Raw genomic sequence first — 22,661 nt, forward strand, 5'->3', positions numbered from 1 at the left:
GGTCGCCATGAAGCTCGACGCCCGCGATCTCGCCATTCTGCGCGTGCTGGCCCGCGAGGGACGGCTCTCGAAAACCGCGCTTGCCGACAGGATCGGGCTCTCTCCCACGCCGGCCTGGGAACGGCTCAGGAAACTGGAGCGCGCCGGGCTGATCGAAGGCTACCGCGCGCAGATCAACCTCAGGAAGCTCGGCCCCTCCGTGACCGTGTTCGTCGCCGCGGAGCTGGCCGACCACACCCAGGCCTCGTTCCGCACCTTCGAGGCGAGCCTCCAGGCCCATGAGGAGATCGTGACCTGCTGGGCGCTGGGCGGCCGCTACGACTACCTCTTGCAGATCGTCACCCGCGACATCGAGGCCTATCAGCACCTGATCGACACGCTCCTGGACGCCCGGATCGGCATCGCGCGCTATTTCACCTATGTCGTCACGAAACAGGTCAAGGGCGGCGGGACGCCGCCGCTCGAGCTGTTTCTGGACCGAATGGACTAGTCCTGACCGTCCACGCAGGCCGGACGGACTGTTCCCGCGGTCCTTTTGGTCTCCCTTTCCGCGCGGCGGCGTCAGACTGGCAGGCGACGGCCGGACCGCGCCGCCGCGCGGCGCCGTGGTCCGGCGCAAGGAAAGGGGAAAGGCATGCTGACCAACGACCAGCTCGACACATGGGATCGCGAGAATTTCTTCCATCCCTCCACCCATCTCGCCCGGCATGCCCGCGGCGAGGCGCCGGGCCGGATCGTCAGGACGGCGCGGGGCGCCACGATCGTGGATCGCGACGGGCGCGAATTCCTCGACGGGTTCGCGGGGCTCTACTGTGTGAACGTGGGCTACGGCCGGCAGGAGATCGCGGAGGCCATCGCGGAACAGGCGCGCGAGCTGGCCTATTACCACGCCTATGTCGGCCATGGCACGGAAGCGTCGATCACGCTCGCGAAAATGGTCCTGGACCGCGCCCCCGAGCATATGTCGAAGGTGTATTTCGGCCTGTCCGGCTCCGATGCGAACGAAACCAACATCAAGCTGATCTGGTATTACAACAACATCCTCGGCCGGCCGGAGAAGAAGAAGATCATCTCCCGCCGCCGCGGCTATCACGGCTCCGGCCTGATGACCGGATCGCTGACCGGGCTCGAGCTGTTCCACCGGAAGTTCGACCTGCCCCTGGACCGCGTGCTGCACACGGAAGCGCCCTGTTATTTCCGCCGCGACGACCTCGCCATGTCCGAAGCGGCCTTCGTCGCCGATTGCGTCGCGAAGCTCGAGGAGTTGATCGCGCGGGAAGGGGCGGACACGATCGCGGCCTTCATCGGCGAGCCGGTCCTGGGCACGGGCGGCATCGTGCCGCCGCCGGCCGGTTACTGGGAGGCGATTCAGGAGGTGCTCGACCGGCACGACATCCTTCTGGTCGCCGACGAGGTCGTGACCGGTTTCGGCCGGCTCGGGACGATGTTCGGTTCCGGGCGGTACGGGCTGAAACCGGATCTCATCACCATCGCCAAGGGGCTGACCTCCGCCTATGCGCCGCTTTCCGGCACGATCGTGTCGGAGAGGATGTGGAAGGTGCTCGAACGGGGAACGGACGAGAACGGGCCCATCGGCCATGGCTGGACCTATTCCGCGCATCCGGTGGGGGCCGCGGCCGGCGTGGCCAACCTCCGGCTTCTGGACGAGTTGGCCCTCGTCGAGAATGCCGCAAGCACCGGCGCCTATCTGACGGCGGCGATGAAGGACGCGCTGGGCGATCATCCGAATGTCGGGGAGATCCGGGGCGAGGGCATGCTCTGTGCGCTGGATTTCGTGCGGGACCGGGACAGCCGCAGCTTCTTCGACGCGGGGGATCAGGTCGGGGCCTCGCTCGCCGCGGCGCTTCTGGCGGAGGGGGTCATCGGGCGGGCCCTGCCGCAGGGCGACATCATCGGCTTCGCGCCGCCCTTCTGCCTCACCCGCGGCGAAGCGGACCGGATCGTGGATGCGATGAAGGTGGCGGTGGACACCGTGCTGCCCGGCTGAGACCGGCGGAGAGGAGGCCAGGGGGACGGCCGGGCCATGCCGCCGGCTGCGTCCGGTTGCGGGACTGCCCAGCCGCGGGAGCGGCCGGGCCATCCGGGGCTCCGCCCGGATCGTGCATCCGGCGGCGCCCCGAAAGATCCCGGTGATCGTCACGGCGAGGGTGCGGGCGAGGGGTCGGAACGTCATCATCATGGATCTGCCTTTCAGCCGGAGGGAGGACCGGCGCCGCGAGTTGCGGAGGTTGCGGCACCGGTCTCTCCACCCTATCCGGCGCGGGTAAAGATCCCGTTACCACACCGTTCGCCCCGTCTTCCGGCGCGGGGCGAGGGCGCGTGGGAAAACCAGATATTGACAAGCCCTCGTCGAAACCATCAATATGATGTTGCTTCGGTTCCGTCGGCACGAGTCGCCGGCTAAGAGGGAAGCCGGTGAGAGTCCGGCGCTGCCCCCGCAACTGTAAGCGGTGAGCGAGGCCGATCACGCCACTGGACGCACGTCCGGGAAGGCCGGCCAAGCGGTGAACCGCGAGTCAGGAGACCTGCCGGGCATATGACAATGACCACGAACGGAGGGTTCGGGGGCGTGTGTTCGGCGGGGCGCCTGCGGTCCGTCGCTCGCGGCCTCGACGTCTGAGAGAAGCGAGAGGACCGACATGAGCATCACCGTCTATTCCAAACCCGCCTGTGTGCAATGCACCGCCACGACCCGCGCGCTCGATGCGAAGGGGCTGTCCTACGATGTCATCGACCTGACCCAGGACAGCGACGCGATGAGCCGCGTGACCGGGCTCGGCTATCGCCAGGCGCCGGTCGTCGTCGCGGGAGAGGACCACTGGTCGGGCTTCCGCCCGGACATGATCGCGCGGCTCCTGTGATCCCATGCCCCCGGATGCTGCCGTCCCGGTGCCGCCGCAGGGCCTGCCGGAGATCGTCTATTATTCCTCCGCATCGGGGAACACCTTGCGTTTCGTCGCGCGGCTCGGGCTGACGGTCCGGCGCGTGCCGATCTCCCCGAAGGAGGCGATGCCCGGCATCGCCCGCCCCTTCGTCCTGATCTGTCCGACCTATGCCGACGGGACCGGGCGCGGGGCGGTCCCGAAACAGGTGATCCGGCTGCTCAACGACCCCGACACCCGCGCCCTGATGCGGGGCGTGATCGGGGCCGGAAACCGGAATTTCGGCAGGCTTTATGCCATGGCGGGCGATGTGATCGCCCGCAAATGCGATGTTCCGCTGCTCTACAAGTTCGAGCTGGCGGGATTTGACAGCGATATCGCCCGCGTCCGCGCCGGGCTCGAAAAAATGGGATCCGCGCCATGCTCGACACCGACCTGAACGGCCTCGATTACCACGCGCTGAACGCGATGCTCAATCTCTACGACGGGGAGGGCCGGATCCGCTTCGAGGCGGATCGCATGGCCGCGCGTCAGTATTTCTTGCAGCATGTGAACCAGAACACGGTGTTCTTTCACTCGCTCGACGAGAAGCTCGGCTATCTCGTGGAGGAAGGCTATTACGAGGCGGAGGTCCTGGACCAGTATTCCAGGAATTTCATGCGCAGGATCTGGGAGGCGGCCTATGCGAAGAAGTTCCGCTTCCCGACCTTCCTCGGCGCGTTCAAGTATTACACCTCCTACACGCTGAAGACCCGCGACGGGCAGCGCTATCTCGAACGCTATGAGGACCGCGTGGTGATGGTGGCCCTTGCGCTTGCGCGCGGCGACGAGGCGCTCGCGATGGCCTTCATGGAGGAGATCCTGTCGGGCCGGTTCCAGCCGGCGACGCCGACCTTCCTGAACGCCGGGAAGAAGAGCCGCGGGGAGCTGATCTCGTGCTTCCTTCTGCGGCTCGAGGACAACATGGAGAGCATCGGGCGGGGCATCAACTCCGCGCTGCAACTCAGCAAGCGCGGCGGCGGGGTGGCGCTCCTGCTGACCAACATCCGCGAGCACGGCGCGCCGATCAAGGGGATCGAGAACCAGTCCTCCGGCGTGATCCCGGTGATGAAGCTCCTCGAGGACAGCTTTTCCTATGCCAACCAGCTTGGCGCGCGGCAGGGGGCGGGGGCGGTCTACCTCAACGCGCATCACCCCGACATCCTGCGCTTCCTCGACACGAAACGCGAGAACGCGGACGAGAAGATCCGTATCAAGACGCTGAGCCTTGGCGTGGTCATTCCCGATGTGACGTTCGAATTGGCCAAGAAAAACGCCGATATGTATCTCTTTTCGCCGCACGATGTCGAAAAGGTCTATGGCGTGCCCTTCTCGGAACTCTCCGTCACGGAAAAATACGAGGAGATGGTGGACGACAAGCGCATCCGCAAGAAGAAGATCAACGCCCGCGCCTTCTTCCAGACGCTCGCGGAGATCCAGTTCGAGAGCGGCTATCCCTATATCCTGTTCGAGGACACGGTGAACCGCGCGAACCCGATCGCGGGACGGATCAACATGTCGAACCTCTGTTCGGAGATCCTCCAGGTCAACGAGGCCTCGGACTTCAACGAGGACCTGTCCTATGCCCGCCTCGGGACGGATATTTCCTGCAACCTCGGCTCGCTCAACATCGCGAAGGCGATGGATGGCAAGCAGCTCGGGCAGACGGTCGAGACCGCCGTGCGGGCGCTCACCGCCGTGTCGGAGATGTCGGCGATCGACGCCGTGCCCTCGGTCCGCCGCGGCAATGACGAAAGCCATGCCATAGGCCTCGGCCAGATGAACCTGCACGGGTTCCTGGCGCGCGAGCACATCCATTACGGCAGTCCGGAGGGGATCGAGTTCACCTCCGTCTATTTCGCCGCCGTCGCCTATCACGCGCTCCGCGCCTCGAACGCGCTGGCGCGGGAGAAGGAAACGACCTTCCGGGGGTTCGGGGACAGCGCCTATGCCGACGGCAGCTTCTTCGACAAATATGTGGAACGCGACTGGCTTCCCGAGAGCGCCGCGGTGAAGGCGCTGTTCGAGGGCATCGACCTGCCGACGCGGGGGCACTGGGCCGCGCTCCGGGAGGCGGTGATGCAGGACGGGCTCTACAACCGCAACCTCCAGGCGGTGCCGCCGACCGGCTCGATCAGCTACATCAACAATTCGACCTCCTCGATCCATCCCATCGTCTCGAAGATCGAGATCCGCAAAGAGGGCAAGATCGGGCGGGTCTATTACCCGGCCGCCTTCATGAACAACGACAATCTCGACTATTATCGCGACGCCTACGAGATCGGGCCCGAGGCGCTGATCGACACCTATGCGGCGGCGACGGAACATGTCGATCAGGGCCTGTCGCTCACGCTGTTCTTCCCGGCGGAGGCGACGACGCGCGACATCAACCGTGCCCAGATCTATGCCTGGAAGAAGGGCATCAAGACCATCTATTACGTGCGCCTGCGCCAGACGGCCCTGGAGGGGACCGAGGTGCAGGGCTGCGTCTCCTGCACATTGTGAGGTTCCGATGAAAGACATGACCGACATTCGCGTGCCGCGCGCGATCAACTGGAACCGGCTCCAGGACGAGAAGGATCTCGAGGTCTGGAACCGGCTGACGGTGAATTTCTGGCTGCCCGAGAAGGTGCCGCTGTCGAACGACATCCCGAGCTGGGCGACGCTGAGCGAGGAGGAGCAGCGGCTGACCATCCGGGTCTTCACCGGGCTGACGCTGCTCGACACGATCCAGAACACGGTGGGGGCGCCCTCGCTCATGCCGGATGCGGTGACGCCGCATGAGGAGGCGGTGCTGACCAACATCGCCTTCATGGAGGCGGTGCACGCGCGCTCCTATTCCTCGATCTTCTCGACGCTCTGCTCGACGCGGGAGGTGGACGAGGCCTTCCGCTGGTCGGAGGAGAACCCGCATCTCCAGGCCAAGGCGCGCGCGATCCTCGAGACCTACGCGCCGGGAAGCGATCCGCTCAAGCGCAAGATCGCCAGCGTGTTCCTCGAGAGTTTCCTGTTCTATTCGGGCTTCTACCTGCCGATGTTCTGGTCGAGCCGGGCGAAGCTCACCAACACCGCCGACCTGATCCGGCTGATCATCCGCGACGAGGCGGTGCACGGCTATTACATCGGCTACAAGTTCCAGCGCGGGCTCGAACGGCTGTCCGGAGAGAGGCGGGCGGAGCTGAAGGACTATGCCTTCGCGCTGCTCTTCGATCTCTACGACATCGAAAGCGCCTATACCGAGGCGCTCTATGACGGGATCGGTCTGACCGAAGAGGTGAAGGTCTTCCTGCATTACAACGCCAACAAGGCGTTGCAGAACCTCGGCTTCGAGGCGCTCTTCCCGCCGGAGGTCTCGGAGGTGAACCCCGCGATCCTCGCCGCGCTTTCCCCCGACAGCGAGAACCACGACTTCTTCTCGGGCTCCGGCTCTTCCTATGTCATCGGCAAGGCAGTCGCGACCGAGGACGAGGACTGGGATTTCTGAGCGCCGCAACCGGCCCCGATCCGGGGCCGGGCCCCGCGCCGCGCGGCCGCTGTTTTTCCGTGTCCGGGCGCTTGCGGGGCTTGGCTTTCGGGGGCAAGCCAATATATGACGGTCCATGTTTTCCACAGGGGGACCCGACCTTGCTCGATCTCAGCCACGTGCGCTCGACTCTCTCCGAGCGCTTCGACCTCGCACCGTCGCCGGATCTGGCCGCGTCCATGCAGGACGTCTACGCGCGCATGGACCGTGTCGTCTCCCCGGTCGACTGGGCGGTCTATGCCCCCTATGTGAAGGCCATCAACGAGCTCAAGGCGGCGCGCAACGCCGTCATCCTCGGCCATAACTACATGACGCCGGAGATCTATCACGGCGTCTCCGATTTCGTCGGCGACAGCCTCCAGCTCGCGATCAAGGCGGCCGAGGTCGAGGCGGATGTGATCGTGCAGGCGGGCGTGCATTTCATGGCCGAGACCTCGAAGATCCTGAGCCCGCAGAAGACCGTGCTCATGCCCGACATGGAGGCGGGCTGTTCGCTGGCCGAAAGCATCACCGCGGACGGGATCGAGGAGATGCGCGCGAAATATCCCGGCGCGCCGGTCGTCTCCTACGTGAACACCACGGCGGAGGTGAAGGCCGCGTCCGACATCTGCTGCACCTCCTCGAACGCGGCGCAGATCGTCGCGGCGATGGAGAGCGACACGGTCATCATGACGCCCGACCAGTACCTCGCGCAGAACGTCGCCCGCGACGTGCCGCAGAAGAACGTGGTCTTCTGGCCCGGCTCCTGCATCGTGCACGAACAATATACCGCCGAGGACATCAACGAGTTCCGCAAGTGGAATCCGGAGACGAAGATCATCGCCCACCCGGAATGCCCGCCCCCGGTGATCGCGGCGTCGGATTTCTCCGGCTCGACGAGCGGCATCATCCGCTTCGTGTCGGAGAACCGGCCGAAACAGGCGATGCTCGTCACCGAATGCTCGATGGCCTCGAACATTTCCGACGAGTTTCCCGAGGTGGAGTTCCTCGGGCCGTGCAACATGTGCCCCTACATGAAGAAGATCTCGCTCGAGAAGATCCTCTACGTGCTTGTCACCATGGACAACCAGGTGGAGGTCGATCCCGCGATCGCCGAAAAGGCGCGGCTGTCGGTCCAGCGCATGATCGACCTGTCGCGCGAACTCGGCCTGTGATCCGGAGATGAAGGAGCTCGCCACGGACCGGGTCGTCATCGTCGGGGCGGGCCTCGGCGCGCTCTATGCCGCGCTCAAGCTCGCACCGCGCCCGGTGGTGATGATCTCGCCCGAGCGGCTGGGACAGGGGGCGAGCTCCGCCTGGGCGCAGGGCGGGGTGGCCGCGGCGATGGATGTCGCCGACAGTCCCGAACGCCATGCGGAGGACACGCTGCGCGCGGGGGCGGGCATCGTCGATGCCGGGGTCGCGGCGCGGGTGACGCGGGAGGCGCGCGAGCATATCCTCGATCTCACCACCCTCGGCACGCCGTTCGACCGCACGCCGGAGGGCGGCTATGTGCTGTCGCGGGAGGCGGCGCATTCCTTTGCCCGCGTGGTGCGCGTGCGCGGCGACCAGGCCGGGGCGCAGATCATGGCCGCGCTCGTCGAACAGGTGCGCGCGACGCCTTCGGTGCAGGTGCTCGAGGGCACGATGGCCATCGGGCTCGACGTCGTGGACGGGCGTGTTACCGGCGTGGCGATCCAGCGGTCGGACGAGGCGCGCTCCGCCCCGGTGATGGTGCGCGGCGCGGCCTTTCTTCTGGCCGGGGGCGGATCCGGGGGGCTCTATGCGATCACGACCAACCCGCCGCGCATCCGCGGTCAGGTGATCGGCATGGCCGCGCGGGCGGGCGCGGAGATCGCCGATGCCGAATTCGTCCAGTTCCATCCGACCGCGATCGACGTGGGCGAGGATCCCGCGCCGCTCGCCACCGAGGCGCTGCGCGGGGAGGGGGCCATCCTCGTGAACGCGGCGGGCGCGCGGTTCATGTGCGACATTCATCCCGATGCCGAGCTTGCCCCGCGCGACATCGTCGCGCGCGCGATCTTTGCGCAGGGGCAGGCCGGGAAGCGTCCGATGCTCGACACCCGCGCCGTGCTGGGCGAGCGGATCAAGAGCCAGTTTCCCGCCGTCGCCTCCGCCTGCGCGCGCAACGGCATCGACCCGGCGGTGGAGCCCATCCCGGTGGCCGCCGCCGCGCATTACCACATGGGCGGCGTGGCGACCGATGCGGAGGGGCGCGCGTCGCTCGGCAATCTGTGGGTCTGCGGCGAGGCGTCGTCGACCGGGCTGCATGGTGCGAACCGGCTGGCCTCCAACGGGCTGCTGGAGGCGCTGGTCTATGCCCGCATCTGCGCCGAAAGCATTGCCGCCGCCGTGCCGGAGGGGGCCGGCGCGGCGCCGGTCGACATCGCCTTCGAGACGGGCGGCAGGGCGCCGGATGCGGAGGCCGTGGCCGAGCTGCGCCGGACCATGACGCGCAGTGTCGGTGTGGTGCGCGACGCCGAGGGTCTGCGCGAGGCGCTGCATGTGATCGCGACGCTGGAGGCCGCCCATGGCGACAGCCCCTCCTTCCTCAACATGTGCGCCACCGCCACGCTGATCGCCGCCGCGGCGCTGCTGCGCAAGGAAAGCCGGGGGGCGCATGCGCGGTCCGATTTCCCCGACCCCCTGCCCGGCGCGGGGCGGCGGTCGCGCATGACCCTGTCCGAGGCGCTCGCCCTGCGTGCGCAGGTCTGCAAGGAGCCGACATGAGCGTCGCCGCATGAGGGTCGGGACGAGATCGGGGCCGCGCTGGGGAAACCGCGCGGCCCTTTTCCGTCAGCCCGCAAGCAGCGCCGCATTGCCGCCGGCGGCGGTCGTATCGACGCAGAGATGGCGCTCATGCGCCACATGCGCCTTGTCGGGCCGCGCGGTGATCAGCGGGACGAGTGCGCCGCCGCGGCTGGCCAGCGCCTTTGCATAGGCGCGCGCGGTCGTCGCGTCGCCCCACCAGAGCGCCGCGGAGATCCCGTCGAGACGCGCAAGCTCGCGCGCGGAGAGCCTGCCCGCGACCGCGACCGCATGCCCGCCGAGCGCCCGGACCGCCGCCGCCTGCGCCCGCGCCGTCTCCGCGCCCGGACCGAGGCAGAGCAGCGGGGCGCGCGTGTAGAGCGCGAGCCGGTTGAGCTCCCCCGTCGGTCCCGGCATCAGCCGCTCCTCGAGACGGATCTCGCCCGGTGCCGAGAGCTCCGCCGCGAGGGACTTCGGATCGGCATCCCCGGCGAAGCGTTCGGCCTCTGCAAATCCCGGTTCGGGGGCGAAGAAACGGTCGAGGTAGAGCGGCCCGCCCGCCTTCGGCCCGGTGCCCGACAGGCCCTCGCCGCCGAAGGGCTGGGAGCCGACGACGGCGCCGATCTGGTTGCGGTTGACGTAGATATTGCCGACATGGACCGCCTCGCTCACCGTCTGCACCCGGTCGTCGATCCGGCTGTGCAGCCCGAAGGTGAGGCCGAAGCCGCGGGCGTTGATCTGCGCCACGATCTTTTGGAGATCGCGCGCCCGGAAGGTCGCGACGTGCAGCACCGGGCCGAAGATCTCGCGTTCGAGGTCGTTGATCCCCGACACCTTGAGGAGCGTCGGCGCGACGAATGTCCCGGTCTCCGGCGTGGCCAGGCGGTGCAGGACGGCGTTCGATTTCTTCGCGATGTAATCCGAGATCTCGTTGCACGCCTCCGCGTCGATCACCGGGCCGACATCGGTGGCGATGTGCCACGGATCGCCCAGGGCGAGTTCGTCCATCGCGCCTTTCAGCATGTCGAGGACATGCGGTGCGCTGTCTTCCTGAAGGTAGAGGCATCTGAGCGCGGAGCATCGTTGTCCCGCCGACTGGAAGGAGGAGGCGACGATGTCGCGCACCGCCTGTTCCGGCAGCGCGGTGGAATCGACGATCATCGCGTTGAGACCGCCGGTTTCCGCGATCAGCGGCGTGCCCGGTTCGAGATGGTCGGCCATGCTGCGCGCGATGCGCTTTGCGGTGTCGGTGGAGCCGGTGAAGACGACGCCCGCCACGCGCGGATCGGCGGTGAGCGCCGCGCCGACGGTGGAGCCGCGTCCGGGCAGGAGCTGAAGCGCCTCGCGCGGCACGCCCGCCTCGTGCAGCAGTTCGACGGCGCGGAAGGCGACGAGCGGCGTCTGTTCGGCGGGTTTCGCAAGCACGCCGTTGCCGGCCATGAGCGCGGCGGCGATCTGTCCGGTGAAGATCGCGAGCGGGAAGTTCCACGGGCTGATCGCGGTGAACAGGCCGCGGGGCGGACGTGGATCGTCCTCGCCCTGCTGCGCGTAGTAGCGCAGGAAATCGACCGCCTCGCGCAGTTCTCCGACGGCGTCGGGCAGGGTCTTGCCGGCCTCGCGTCCGAGGATGGCGAAAAACGCGCCATACTGCGCCTCATAGAGATCGGCGGCGCGGCGGAGCACGGCGGCGCGTTCGGCGGCGGGGGCGGACCAGGGGCGGGCATCGTCCAGTGCGCGGGCGACGGTTTCCGGGTCCGCTTCGGTCACGGTGGCGACGGTCTCTCCGGTCGCCGGGTTGGTGACGGGCCGGGTCTTCCCGCCCGGTTCGGAAAGGGTGAGCGGGCGGGCGTCGGGGATCGCGACGGCGCGGGCGCGGTCGATCTCCGCCAGGACGCTTTCGTCGCTCAGGTCCCAGCCGCGGGCATTCTCCCGCGCCGTCCCGAAGAGGCGCGCGGGATGCACGAGACCGGCGGGCGCCCTTGCCTCCGCCAGCGCGGCGAAGGGATCGGCGGCGATCTCCGCCGGGCTCACCTCCTCGTCGACGATCTGGTGCACGAAGGACGAATTCGCGCCGTTCTCGAGCAGCCGCCGCACGAGATAGGCCAGAAGGTCGCGATGGGCGCCGACGGGCGCATAGATGCGGCAATGGCCTTTCGTTTCCTTCAGGAGGATGTCGTGCAGCCGTTCGCCCATGCCGTGCAGCCGCTGGAATTCGAATTCACGGCCCCCGGCCAGTTCCATCACCGCAGCGGCGGTATGGGCGTTATGGGTGGCGAATTGCGGAAAGAGCCGGTCGCTCAGATCGAAGAGCTTCTTCGCCAGACAGATATAGGCGACATCCGTTGCGGCCTTCGACGTGAAGAGCGGGAAATCGGGCATGCCCGCGACCTGCGCGAGCTTCATCTCCGTGTCCCAGTAGGCGCCCTTGACGAGGCGCACGTTCATCTTGCGGTCGTAGCAGGCCGCCATGTCGTGCAGCGCGTCGATGGCCGCCTCCGCGCGCTTGCCATAGGCCTGCACCACGACACCGAGCCCGTCCCAGCCCGCAAGGTCGTCATCGGACAGCACGGCCTCGATCACCTTGAAGGACAGCGCGAGCCGGTCCTGTTCCTCCGCGTCGATATGGAGCGCGATGCCCGCCTCCTTCGCCTGCCGCGCGAGGCGGGAGACGACGGGGACGAGTTCGGCCATGACGCGGGCCTCTTTCGCCACCTCGTAGCGCGGGTGCAGGGCCGAAAGCTTGATCGAGATGCCGGGGTTGTCCACGATCCGGTGGTGTGTCGCGTGGGCGCCGATCGCCGCGATCGCGTGCGCGTAATCGCGCGCGTAGCGCTCCGCGTCGGCCTTCGTCCGCGCGGCTTCGCCCAGCATGTCGAAGGAATAGGTATAGCCCTTCTCCTCCTGCGCCTCGCCGCGCCGGAGTGCGCCTTCGATGGTCTCGCCCAGCACGAACTGGCGCCCCATCTCCTTCATCGCGCGACCCACGGCGGCGCGGATCACCGGCTCGCCCAGGCGCTTGACCGCGCCGCGCAGCACGCCCGCCACCCCCGGCTGGTCGTCGTCGAGCACCTTGCCCGTCAGCATCAGCGCCCAGGTCGAGGCGTTGACGAGGGAGGAGGCGGCGCTGCCGATATGCCTGTTCCATTCCGAGGGCGCGATCTTGTCCTCGATCAGCGCGTCGATGGTGAAGCTGTCGGGCACGCGCAGCATCGCCTCCGCGAGGCACATCAGCGCCACGCCTTCCCGCGTGGAGAGGCCGTATTCGGCGAGGAAATGCTCCATGAGGGTCGGTTTCGCCTCCTCCCGGATCCGGCGCACGAGCGTCTCGGCGCGGGCGGACATGGCCCGGCGCGTCGTCTCCGACAGGGCGGCCCCGGCGATGAGGCGGTCGAGAAGGGCGGCCTCCGGCGCGTATTTCGCCGCGGGCCCGAGCGTGGGGAATGCGATCCGGGTCATCATGTCCTCATGGGAAGGGTGCGTATCTGCCTAAGGATAATCGCCACAGGCTAGACAAAGGATCCAAAATTTCCGACAATGTTAGTGAAAAAGATCAATATGTGGAGACTCCGTGGATGGATGTGAAGCTCGATGCCACCAACCGGAGAATCCTCGCCCATCTCGTCGCCAACGCGCGCATCCCGATCACCGAGCTTGCGAAGGCCGTCGGCCTGTCGAAGACGCCGGTGGCGCTGCGGATCCGGCAGTTGGAGGAGATGGGCCTCATCACCGGCTATCGCGCGATCCTCTCGCCGCTGAAGCTCGGCCTGACCCATGTCACCTATGTCGAGGTGTCGATCTCGGACACGCGCCAGAAGGCGCTCGAGGCGTTCAACGCCGCGGTGCGCCGCATTCCCGAGGTGGAGGAGTGCTACATGATCGCGGGCGGCTTCGACTATCTGCTGAAGATCCGTTCCCGCGACATGACCCATTTCCGAAAGACGATGGCGGAGGAGATCTCCGCCCTGCCGTATCTCGGTTCCACGCGCAGCTATGTCGCGATGGAGGCGGTGGTCGAACAGAACTGGATCGCGCCGGAGGGGTGAGGCGCGGTGCTCCGCGCTCAGCTTTGCACGAATTCCACCGCGCCGGCCCGGATCAGCGCGGCGGTGAGCCGCCCGGTCGCATAGGCCCCGGTATCGACGGAGATCACGCCGTTGCGCTCGCGCGGCATGTCCACGATCGTATGGCCGTGGGCGATCCAGACGCCGTCGCGGCGCGCGTCGCGCCCGAAGCGGGGATGGCCCCAGGTCAGCGTGTCCGGGTCCTGGTCGTCGAGCTCCCGCGCCGGATCCGCGCCGGCATGGACGACCGCGACATTGCCGTTGCGGTAGAGGCGGGGCAGGTCGCGCAGCCAGGCTTCCTTCTGCGCGCCCAGGCGGTCGCGCAGGTGGTCGCGCGCCTCGGTCAGCCGGTCCGGCCCGTTGCGCTCCGTCAGGCCGCCGAAGCCGAAGCTCGCCATGGTCTGCAATCCGCCGTGGCGCATCCAGCGATTGCCGTGGCGGCCCGGATCGTCGAGGAAATCGAGCATCAGCTCCTCGTGATTGCCGCGCAGGAGCACCGTATCCGGCCGGGTGAGCGACAGGAAATGCAGCCGTTCCAGCACCGTCGCGCTCTCCTCGCCGCGGTCCACGTAATCGCCGGCGAAGACGAGCGGCAGCTCGGGCGCCTCCTGCGCCAGCCGTTCAAGCAGGAGATCGAGGCATCGGGCCGCGCCGTGGATGTCGCCGACAAGGGCGAAGGCCCTGTCCGGGGCGGGCGGTCCTCCCTCGAAGCGGGGAGAATCCGCGGAGGACATGTCGCCGAAACTGTGCTTGAGGCTTCTGATCACCGCGTCTCCTCTGCTTTCTCCAGCCCGATGTGTTAGTCCTGATGCCATATGCCGCCGCCGGTTGGTAGTCGCGGCGCGGCGGCACCTCCCCCTAAAGTGGAGCGAAACCGCGCAAAGACACGCCTGCCTTGCGCGATTTCCTGCTCAAGCCCGGCCGCACCGCACGCAACTGAGGCGTTCGTGAAACGCTTGCCGGAAAAAAGCGGGGACCGAGGATCGCGCTATGGTTGTGCCTCGGGTTTTCGAGTAACGATGCGCCAACGCGGCGACCCCGATGGGACCACAGCGGCAGAGAACAGGGACCGGCTCATACATGACATTGCGTTTTCTTTTCCCGCTCGTTTCCGCCGCGTTTCTGGCGTCCTGCGATGCAATCTACCAGACTTCCGACGTGATGCCGGGCGTGTCCCAGGGGGCGAAGGTGAGGGTTCTGCCGATCACCCCTCAGAACGTGCTCCTCGCGAACCGCTCCGCCTATACGCCGCAGCAGCTTCCGGCGGTGTTCGCGGCGACCGCGGGCGCGGGCAGCGGGATGATCGGGGCGGGAAGCCTGCCCGACGCGCCCTATACCGAGGAGCAGCGGCCCGGCATGCCGGTCGCGGACCTGCCGCCGCAGGTCACGCCGCAGCCCTACGAGATCGGGATCGGAGATGTCGTGATCCTCGCGACCCCGAGCGGTGATTCGATCGCGGAGCTTTCGGGCCTGCTCGCCGCGCAGAACAGCCGGCAGGGCTATACGGTGCAGGACGACGGGGCGATCGCCATTCCCAATGTCGGCCGCGTGGCCATCGCCGGGATGAACGTGGAGGATGCCGAGGCCGTCCTGTTCCAGCGCCTCGTGGAGGCGCAGGTCGAGCCGACCTTCAGCCTCGAGATCGCGGAGTTCAACTCCAAGAAGGTTTCGATCGGTGGCGCGGTGAACCAGCCGGGCGTCGCGCCGATCACGCTGAGCCCGCTCTACCTCGACCAGGCGCTTGCCGGGGCGGGCGGGGTGACGGTCCCGGACATGGACTATGCCGTGGTGCGGCTCTATCGCGACGGCAACCTCTACCAGATCCCGCTCGACGATCTCTATTCCCGGTCGGGCATGCAGCGGATCCGGCTCGTGGCGGGGGACAGCGTCTTTGTCGACAACGGGTTCGAGCTCGACCAGGCGCAGGCCTATTTCGAGCAGCAGATCCGCCTGTCCGAGTTCCGCCTCGACAGCCGGGCCACCGCGCTCGCCTCGCTGACGAACGAAATCAATCTGCGCCGCCAGGAGCTTACGGAGGCGCGCAGCAATTACCTCGCCCAGGTCGAACTCGATGCGGTGGACCGCGACTATGCCTATATCGTGGGGCAGGTGAACGATCAGAGCCGCTATACCCTGCCCCTCGGGCGCCAGGGGACGCTGGCCGACGCGCTCTATGACGAGGGCGGGGGGCTCGACCTCACGCGGGGCAATCCGCGGCAGATCTACGTGTTGCGCGGCTCCGACGACCCGATGGATTTCGACGCGGTGACCGCCTGGCGCCTCGACGGCAAGAACGCCGCCGCGCTGATGCTGGCGACGCGATTCGAGTTGCGGCCGAACGATGTCATCTTCGTCTCGGAGCAGCCGGTGTCGAAATGGAATCGCGCCATCACCATGATCACCCCCTCGATCATTTCCCTGAGCGCGAACGCGGCCTCCGGCGACTGAGCCTTTCGCCGCAGCCTTTTCCCGCAGCCTTTTCCCATGCGGCGGAGGCACGGTTTCCGTGCGCGGCCGGCCGTGATCCTGCGGAAACGGGCCGGGGACGGCCGGAACCGCCATCTCGCGCGACGCCGCGGAGATTTCACGAAATCGCGGCCATTAAACTCTTATTAAGGAAGAAAGTGGAGACAGGTTACATCAAAAAAACCTGCTTGATCCGGCGTTTGCGAGGAGCCGGAAGGAAGGCTCGTGTGTCCCATGGTGAATTCGCTCAAGAGACGGAATGCAACCCCTGCGCAGGCCCTCGCGGTCTCGGCCGCGGTCCCGGTCGCAGCGGAGGCGGTGTCGCGGCAGGCTTACCGCAATTTCGGCAAGAGGCTTTTCGATCTCACGTTTCTTCTGCTCTGCGCGCCGCTGGTCGTGCCGCTCGTGCTGGTCTTCGCCCTCATGGTCAGGCGCGACGGCGGGCCGGCCTTTTTCGTGCAGGAGCGCATCGGCCGGAACGGGCGGGCCTTTGCCTGCTATAAGCTGCGCACGATGCGCGCCGATGCCGAGGCGGTGCTCGAACATCTCTGCCGGACCGATCCGGAGATCGCGGCGGAATGGCGGACCTATCAGAAGCTCGCGACGGATCCGCGCATCACCCGCCTCGGAAAGCTTTTGCGCGCGACCAGCCTCGACGAGTTGCCGCAGCTTCTCAACGTGCTGCGCGGCGACATGAGCCTGATCGGTCCTCGCCCCTTCCTGCCCTCGCAGATGTCGATCTATGCCGCCGCGAAGGGGCAGGCCTATTTCCGGCTGCGTCCCGGCCTGTCCGGGCCCTGGCAGGTCGTCGGACGCGGCGCGACGGCCTTTGCCGACCGCGTGAAATTCGACGAGGCCTATGATCGCAACCTGAGCCTCGGCCATGACGTGAAGCTGACGGTGCAGAGCTGTCTCGCGGTGCTCCGGCGCACCGGACGCTGACCGGGCTACGGCCGGTTGGAGATCCAGCGGCACTGGTAGGGGGCAAAGCGCAGGTTGGGCCGCGACAGGTCGATCTTTTCCCCCGACAGCAGGTCGTACCAGTCCTCCCCGTCGATGAGGTTGATCGAGATATGCGGCACCTCGACCACCGCGTCGGTCACGTTGTGGAGCGCGAAGATCGACTGGTCCCGCGCCGGGGACTGGCGCCACAGGCCGAAGATCTCCGGCCCGAGCTGCATGGTGAACTGGGTGGCGTTGGGGTGGAAGGCCTTCTGCGCCATGCGGATCGCGATCCGGCGTTTCATCTCCGCCAGCACCTGCGCATTGACGCTTTCCGGATCGTCGAGGAGGGTACGCAGGCTCGGGTAGTCCCAGCGGTGGCGGTTGATCGCCCGCTTCACGCCGGTCTTCTCCACCCCGGCATGGTCGTTATGCGTTGCCAGAAGCGAATGGATGTAGAAGGCCGGCACGCCCTCGAGCGACATGATGATGGTCTGCGAACAGAGGAAGCGGTCGATCTGGAGCCCGTCCTCGCCCTTTCCGATCGTGCCCTTGAGCGCGTCGAAATAGGTGATGTTGAGTTCGTAGGGTTTTTCCGACCCGTCCGAGAGCGCGCGCATCGACACGAGGCCGCCGAAATTCTGCACCGTCTTGATCATCTGCCCCATCTCCTCGCCGGACAGGAGCCCCTCGGCGCCGCGCACGCCGATCCCGTCATGGGAGGCGGAGAAGTTGAGATAGGCACAGCCGAGCTGCGCGGGCGGCATCCGCATCAGCCAGTGGTTGAGATGGACCGAGGTGCCGGAGAGAAGCGCGTGCAGCAGCAGGGGCGGCAGCGAGAAGTTGTAGATCATATGCGCTTCGTTGCGGTTGCCGAAATAGCTGAGATTCTCGGCATTCGGCACGTTCGTCTCGGTCAGGAGCACCACGCGTTCCTCGGCATAGTCGCACAGCAGCCGCATCAGCCGCACGATCGCATGGGTCTGGGGCAGGTGGATGCAGGAGGTGCCGATCTCCTTCCAGATGAAGGCGACCGCATCGAGCCGGATGATCCGCACCCCGTTCTCGATATGCAGGCGCATGATCCGCAGGAATTCGAGAAGCACCTCGGGATTGCGGAAATCCAGGTCGATCTGGTCATGGCTGAAGGTGCACCAGACATGCTTTCTGCCCTGGGCCGTGTCGACTTCGCGCAGCAGCGGCGAGGTGCGCGGGCGCACGACGTCGGACAGGTCGGCGTCGGGGCTGGCCTCCACGAAGAACCTGTCGTAGGGCGCGTGTCCCTGCCGGTATTCGGTGAACCAGTAGGACATGGAGGAGACGTGGTTGAGCACGAGATCCGACATGAGCCGGAATTCCTCGCCGATGCGCTGGACGTCGCTCCAGTCGCCGAGCTGGCTGTTGACCACGCGGTAATCCGTGACCGCGAAGCCGTCGTCGGAGGTGAAGGGGAAGAACGGCAGGATGTGCACGCCCTTCACCACGCCGCGCAGGTAGCGGTTCAGGAAGTCGCGCAGCAGGTCGAGCGGCTTGTGCTGTCCGTCGACGAGCGTGTTGCCATAGGTGATGACCAGGGTGTCGGTCTCGTCCCAGAGGCTGTGGCCGGGCTGGCGCGCGCGGGAGCGGTAGCCGGTTCCCTCGGGCCAGAAGGCGGCGACGACCTCGCGCCGGAGCGTCGCGAGATTCTCGCCGGGGTAGATCTGCTGGAGGAGCGCTTTCAGTCGGCTGTCGAACTGGGCGGACTGTCTGGCCACGGGCATCCCCTTCTCCTGTGTCGTGCCCCGGATAGATCAAACCGTGCGCGCGTGATCAATGGATGAGCGGGGCGAAAGGTGGCGAAAAGCCGGGAAAAACCGGGTCTGATCGCCGGGATGTGAAGGGAGCGCCTAATTTGGAGGCGCCCGAAACCGTTTCGGACGGCGCGGCCGGATCAGGCGCGATCCCCGAGCGCGGTGTCGATGAGCCAGCCGCCGGGGCCGGCGATGCGGTCGGGAAGCACGACGATCAGCAGCTCGCGGATGGCGATGGTCGTCATGATGGCCAGGGCCAGCTCGTCGAAGGTGATCGCGGTGAGATCCATGGCAGGTTCCTCGTTTCCACGCACAGGGAATGCCTGAGGAATCGGGCCGAAAAAGGGCGCGCAGCGGGCGGGATTTCGGAGATCCGCTCCGGCTCAGGTCGCGGCCGGCGTGGCGAAGGGATCCTCGGGATAGCCGACGCCGGTGAGATAGAGCCCCTCGGGCGGGCAGACCGGGCCGCAGGCCGCGCGGTCGCGGGCCGCGAGCGCCGTCGTGACGTCCTCGGGCGTCCAGGCGCCCGCGCCGACGCGTTCGAGCGTGCCGACGAAGCTGCGCACCTGGTTGTGCAGGAAGGAGCGCGCGCGGAAGTGAAAGCGGAATTCCCTGCCATGGGAGAGCTCGAAGCTCTCCACGCGCGCCTCGTCCAGAGTCTTCACCGGGCTGTCGGCCTGGCACATGGTCGAGCGGAAGGTGGTGAAGTCGTGCCGGCCCAGAAGCCGGTCGGCCCCCGCCTGCATCGCGTCGGGGTCGAGCGCATGGCCGACCCGCCAGGCGAGCCCCGCGTCATGCACCAGCGGCGCGCGGCGGGAGACGAGCCGGAAGGTGTAGCGCCGTTCGAGGGCCGAGAAGCGCGCGTGCCAGTCCTCCGCGACCCGCGCGGCCTTCAGGATCGCGACGGGGGCGGGTTTCAGGTGATGGTTCAGCGCCTCCGACAGCCGAAAGGGATCCCAGTCCTTCGCCATGTCGCAATGCGCCACCTGTCCGGTCGCATGCACGCCCGCATCGGTGCGCCCCGCCGCCCCGATGCCCGGACAGTCCGGTTCGAGCCGCCGCAGCGCGGCCTCCACCGCCGCCTGCACGGAGGGGTGGTCCTTCTGGCGCTGCCATCCCGCGAAGGGCGCGCCGTGATATTCGATGAGCAGGGCATATCTGGGCATGGGGGCGCTTTAGCCGAAGCCGGGGCGCGGCGTCCAGAGCTTCTCCCTTTGATCGGATGGCCGAGGCGCTTATGTTATGGGCATAAACACTTGTGCGAGGCGACGGGCGTGATCATCGGGGACATGGCAGACCGCATCTTCCGGGGCGTGGAAAGCGTTCAGGAGGGCGTGAACGAGGCGCTGTTCGAGCCGGTGATCCGGCTCGGGGTCACCGGCCTGTCGCGGGCGGGGAAGACGGTGTTCATCACCTCGCTCGTGGCCAACCTGCTCGACCGCGGGCGGATGCCGCAATTCTCCCCCGCCACCGCGATCACCGCCGCCTATCTGCAACCGCAGCCCGACGACACCGTGCCGCGTTTCGACTACGAGGCGCATCTCGCCGCGATCACCGCGCGGGAACCGCACTGGCCGGACAGCACGCGGGCGGTGTCGGAACTGCGCCTGTCGTTCCGGGTGCGGCCGACGGGACTTCTGGGCGCGCTGCGGTCGACGCGGACCGTGCATCTCGACATCGTGGATTATCCCGGCGAATGGCTGCTCGATCTCGGGATGATGGACAAGAGCTTTGCCGAGTGGTCCGCCGAGGCCCTCGACGCCGCGCGCAGGCGGGCCGAGGGCGCGGCCTTCCTTGCGACGCTCGCGGGCGCCGATCCGGCGGCGAAGCACGAGGAGCCGGCGGCGAAGACGCTGGCGCAGGGCTTCACCGCCTATCTCCAGGCCGCGCGCGCCTCGGGCTATTCCGACTGCACGCCGGGGCGGTTCCTGCTGCCCGGAGAGATGGAGGGGTCGCCGGTGCTCACCTTTGCCCCGCTGCCGGAGGGCAGGGCGCCGCGCGGGTCGCTCGCGCGCGAGTTCGAGCGCCGGTTCGATGCCTACAAGCGCGAGGTGGTCCGGCCCTTTTTCCGCGACCATTTCGCCCGGATCGACCGTCAGGTGGTGCTGGTCGATGCGCTGGGCGCGATCCATGCCGGGCCGAAGGCGGTCGAGGATCTCCGCCGCACCATGTCCGATATCCTCGGCGCCTTCCGCCCCGGTCGCGTCGGACGGCTGCTGTCGCTGCTGGGGCAGCACAAGGTCGAGCGCATCCTCTTTGCCGCGACCAAGGCCGACCATATCCACCACAGCCAGCACGGGCGGCTCACCGCGATCATGGAGGCGCTCGTGCGCGACGCGCGCGACCGCGCCGATTTCGCCGGGGCGAAGACCTCCGCCATGTCGCTTGCCGCCTTGCGTGCGACGGTCGAGGAGACGCGCGACCATGGCGGGGCGACGCTCGATCTGGTGCGCGGCACCACGCTCGAGGGCAAGCGCGCGGCCTTCTATCCCGGCGAACTGCCCGAAGATCCCGCCCATATCCTGAGCCCGGCGCGCAAGGGCGCCGAGAGCTGGCTCGACGGCGATTACGAGGTGATGCGCTTCGCCCCCGCGCCGCTCACGCTCAGGCCCGGCGAGGGGCCGCCGCATATCCGCCTCGACCGCGCCGCGGAATTCCTGATCGGAGACAAGCTATGAGCGAGACACCGAAACGCGGGCCGGTCCTGATCGAGATCGAGGAGGACGCGCTGCCGCATGTGACGCCCGCGACCGCCGACCCGGTGCCGGATGTGGCGCCGCCGCGCGGCTCCGCGGCGATGCAGCGCGCGGCGGTGCTGGCGGCGCGCAAGCCCTCGTCGCTCGCGCGCTGGTTCTGGCGGCTGTTCGGCGCGCTCTTCGCCTTCACGGTCTCCGTCGTCAGCTATCAGGCGATCGCGGCGCTCATCGCCGCCAACCCGATCCTCGGCTATGTCGCGCTCGGCCTGACCACGGCCTTCGTCGTGGTGCTCATCGCCATCGCGCTCAAGGAGCTGTCGGCCTTTGCGCGCCTCAGGCGCGTCGACACGCTGCACAAGGCCGCCGTCGAGGCCTCCGCCGCGCAGGATCTGACCGCGGCGCGGAATGTCACCGCACAGCTCCTGACGGTCTATGCCGGGCGCAACGAGCTGAACTGGGGCAAGGAACGCTTTGCCGAGCGCGAGGCGGAGGTGTTCGACGCGGACGGGCTTCTGGGGCTTGCCGAGGTCGAGATCCTCGCGCCGCTCGACGCCGCCGCGCGCCGGGAGGTCGAGGGGGCGGCGCGTCAGGTCGCCGCGGTGACCGCGCTCGTGCCGCTCGCCCTGGCCGATGTCTTTGCCGCCCTCACCGCCAACCTGCGGATGATCCGCCGCATCGCGGAGATCTATGGCGGACGGTCGGGGACGCTCGGGTCGTGGCGGGTGACGAAATCCGTCCTGACGCACCTCGTCGCCACGGGGGCGGTGGCGGTCGGGGACGATCTGATCGGGACGATGGCCGGCGGCGGCGTGATGGCGAAGGTTTCGCGCCGCTTCGGGGAAGGCGTCGTCAACGGTGCGCTGACCGCGCGTGTCGGCGTGGCCGCCATCGAGGTCTGCCGCCCGCTGCCCTTCGTGCGGGGGGTGAAGCCCTCCGTGTCGGGCACGGTCAAACGGGCGCTGACCGGGCTGTTCGACAGGGCCGAGCCGTCAGAATAGCCGCGGCGGTGCGTTCTGCGGCTGGTCGCGCTGGAGGATCCCCATGCGGAAGGCCGCGCCGATACGATGCGCGAGCGCCGACCATTTCCTTGCCGTTTCGGGCGCCAGCTCTTCGGCGAGCGTTTCGTCGAACAGGCCGAGCCAGATCGGGAAATGCCCCTCCTTCACGTCGCGCGCCTGAAGATGCACGCGCTGCGGAAAGCCGTCGTAATTGCGTTCGTGCAGGATCGCATTGCGCCAGAACCGCCCGATCTTGTCCTCATGCGCGGGCCAGTCTCCGACATGGGCGCCGAAGACCGGGCCGAGCTCCGGGTGCCGGCGCACCTTTGCATAGAAGCGTGCGACGACACGGTCGATCTCTGCGGCGGTGATCTCGAATTTCGGGGGCAGGGCGCTGCGGCTTTCGGTCATGGGATCTGTCCTTTCGGGGCAGGATGCGTTCTAGCGCATTTCGCGGGAGGCTTCCAGCGCGGCGGCGGGATACCTGACTGTTTT

General features: G+C 67.6%; 19 protein-coding genes and 1 riboswitch. Of the genes, 13 read left to right on the forward strand and 6 right to left on the reverse strand.

Translation table 11 applies throughout. The features are described from left to right. The first annotated feature begins 7 nt into the window (after positions 1-7). The 8 genes from P73_RS05865 to P73_RS05900 all read left to right on the forward strand — a co-directional run bounded on the left by P73_RS05865 (position 8) and on the right by P73_RS05900 (position 9,195). Positions 8-490, forward strand: coding sequence for an Lrp/AsnC family transcriptional regulator (locus tag P73_RS05865; RefSeq protein WP_043868861.1), 483 nt, complete (start codon positions 8-10; stop codon positions 488-490). Positions 491-634: 144 nt separating this feature from the next. Beyond that, positions 635-2,008, forward strand: a complete 1,374-nt coding sequence (locus P73_RS05870) for an aspartate aminotransferase family protein (RefSeq protein ID WP_043868862.1) — start codon at positions 635-637, stop codon at positions 2,006-2,008. 371 nt (positions 2,009-2,379) lie between these two features. Continuing rightward, positions 2,380-2,568: riboswitch (cobalamin riboswitch) on the forward strand. A 92-nt stretch (positions 2,569-2,660) separates the two neighbouring features. Continuing rightward, positions 2,661-2,882 (forward strand): glutaredoxin-like protein NrdH, encoded by a 222-nt coding sequence (nrdH, locus tag P73_RS05875; protein ID WP_043868863.1) that lies wholly within the window; start codon positions 2,661-2,663, stop codon positions 2,880-2,882. A gap of 4 nt (positions 2,883-2,886) precedes the next feature. Next, positions 2,887-3,342 (forward strand): class Ib ribonucleoside-diphosphate reductase assembly flavoprotein NrdI, encoded by a 456-nt coding sequence (gene nrdI, locus P73_RS05880; RefSeq protein WP_052453065.1) that lies wholly within the window; start codon positions 2,887-2,889, stop codon positions 3,340-3,342. Beyond that, positions 3,324-5,447 carry a class 1b ribonucleoside-diphosphate reductase subunit alpha gene (nrdE, locus tag P73_RS05885; protein ID WP_043868864.1) on the forward strand — a complete coding sequence of 708 codons (2,124 nt, stop codon included), beginning with the start codon at positions 3,324-3,326 and terminating at the stop codon, positions 5,445-5,447. Before nrdI ends, nrdE begins: the two co-directional genes overlap by 19 nt. A gap of 7 nt (positions 5,448-5,454) precedes the next feature. Further along, the gene (gene nrdF / locus P73_RS05890; RefSeq protein WP_043868865.1) at positions 5,455-6,426 is read left to right on the forward strand and encodes a class 1b ribonucleoside-diphosphate reductase subunit beta; all 972 of its coding nucleotides are present in this window, start codon (positions 5,455-5,457) and stop codon (positions 6,424-6,426) included. A 140-nt stretch (positions 6,427-6,566) separates the two neighbouring features. Beyond that, positions 6,567-7,619 (forward strand): quinolinate synthase NadA, encoded by a 1,053-nt coding sequence (nadA, locus tag P73_RS05895; RefSeq protein WP_043868866.1) that lies wholly within the window; start codon positions 6,567-6,569, stop codon positions 7,617-7,619. Between the two features lie 7 nt (positions 7,620-7,626). Continuing rightward, the gene (locus P73_RS05900) at positions 7,627-9,195 is read left to right on the forward strand and encodes an L-aspartate oxidase (protein ID WP_043868867.1); all 1,569 of its coding nucleotides are present in this window, start codon (positions 7,627-7,629) and stop codon (positions 9,193-9,195) included. A 66-nt stretch (positions 9,196-9,261) separates the two neighbouring features. Here the strand turns inward: P73_RS05900 and putA are convergent, their stop codons facing one another. Further along, positions 9,262-12,669, reverse strand: coding sequence for a bifunctional proline dehydrogenase/L-glutamate gamma-semialdehyde dehydrogenase PutA (gene putA / locus P73_RS05905; RefSeq protein WP_139267111.1), 3,408 nt, complete (start codon positions 12,667-12,669; stop codon positions 9,262-9,264). Positions 12,670-12,785: 116 nt separating this feature from the next. Here putA and P73_RS05910 point away from each other — a divergent pair, with 116 nt between their 5' ends. Further along, positions 12,786-13,256 carry an Lrp/AsnC family transcriptional regulator gene (locus P73_RS05910; protein WP_043868869.1) on the forward strand — a complete coding sequence of 157 codons (471 nt, stop codon included), beginning with the start codon at positions 12,786-12,788 and terminating at the stop codon, positions 13,254-13,256. 17 nt (positions 13,257-13,273) lie between these two features. Here the strand turns inward: P73_RS05910 and P73_RS05915 are convergent, their stop codons facing one another. Then, positions 13,274-14,041: a metallophosphoesterase gene (locus tag P73_RS05915; RefSeq protein WP_245629235.1), complete on the reverse strand. Its 768-nt coding sequence runs from the start codon at positions 14,039-14,041 to the stop codon at positions 13,274-13,276. A 313-nt stretch (positions 14,042-14,354) separates the two neighbouring features. Between P73_RS05915 and P73_RS05920 the strand changes: the two genes are divergently transcribed. Then, positions 14,355-15,722, forward strand: coding sequence for a polysaccharide biosynthesis/export family protein (locus tag P73_RS05920; protein ID WP_074743163.1), 1,368 nt, complete (start codon positions 14,355-14,357; stop codon positions 15,720-15,722). A gap of 252 nt (positions 15,723-15,974) precedes the next feature. After that, positions 15,975-16,682 carry a sugar transferase gene (locus P73_RS05925; RefSeq protein ID WP_043868870.1) on the forward strand — a complete coding sequence of 236 codons (708 nt, stop codon included), beginning with the start codon at positions 15,975-15,977 and terminating at the stop codon, positions 16,680-16,682. Positions 16,683-16,687: 5 nt separating this feature from the next. Here the strand turns inward: P73_RS05925 and P73_RS05930 are convergent, their stop codons facing one another. The 3 genes from P73_RS05930 to truA form a co-directional block, all read right to left on the reverse strand. Then, the gene (locus tag P73_RS05930) at positions 16,688-18,442 is read right to left on the reverse strand and encodes a sugar phosphorylase (RefSeq protein WP_043868871.1); all 1,755 of its coding nucleotides are present in this window, start codon (positions 18,440-18,442) and stop codon (positions 16,688-16,690) included. A 170-nt stretch (positions 18,443-18,612) separates the two neighbouring features. After that, entirely contained in the window at positions 18,613-18,762 is a 150-nt protein-coding gene (locus tag P73_RS25915; RefSeq protein WP_158401916.1) for a hypothetical protein, read from the reverse strand. A 93-nt stretch (positions 18,763-18,855) separates the two neighbouring features. After that, positions 18,856-19,638, reverse strand: a complete 783-nt coding sequence (gene truA / locus P73_RS05935; protein WP_043868872.1) for a tRNA pseudouridine(38-40) synthase TruA — start codon at positions 19,636-19,638, stop codon at positions 18,856-18,858. A 108-nt stretch (positions 19,639-19,746) separates the two neighbouring features. Here truA and P73_RS05940 point away from each other — a divergent pair, with 108 nt between their 5' ends. Both P73_RS05940 and P73_RS05945 read left to right on the forward strand, forming a co-directional pair. Beyond that, positions 19,747-21,150: a YcjX family GTP-binding protein gene (locus P73_RS05940; protein WP_169747678.1), complete on the forward strand. Its 1,404-nt coding sequence runs from the start codon at positions 19,747-19,749 to the stop codon at positions 21,148-21,150. Then, a complete protein-coding gene (locus P73_RS05945) occupies positions 21,147-22,166 on the forward strand; it encodes a YcjF family protein (protein WP_043868873.1) in 1,020 nt (339 codons plus the stop codon). The genes P73_RS05940 and P73_RS05945 overlap by 4 nt, the downstream gene beginning before the upstream one ends. Here P73_RS05945 and P73_RS05950 read toward each other — a convergent pair. Beyond that, entirely contained in the window at positions 22,158-22,577 is a 420-nt protein-coding gene (locus tag P73_RS05950; RefSeq protein ID WP_043868874.1) for a group III truncated hemoglobin, read from the reverse strand. The two genes, P73_RS05945 and P73_RS05950, sit on opposite strands and share 9 nt — an antisense overlap. Between the last annotated feature and the right edge of the window lie 84 nt (positions 22,578-22,661).

The sequence above is a fragment of the Celeribacter indicus genome, from assembly GCF_000819565.1.
Lineage (GTDB): Bacteria > Pseudomonadota > Alphaproteobacteria > Rhodobacterales > Rhodobacteraceae > Celeribacter > Celeribacter indicus.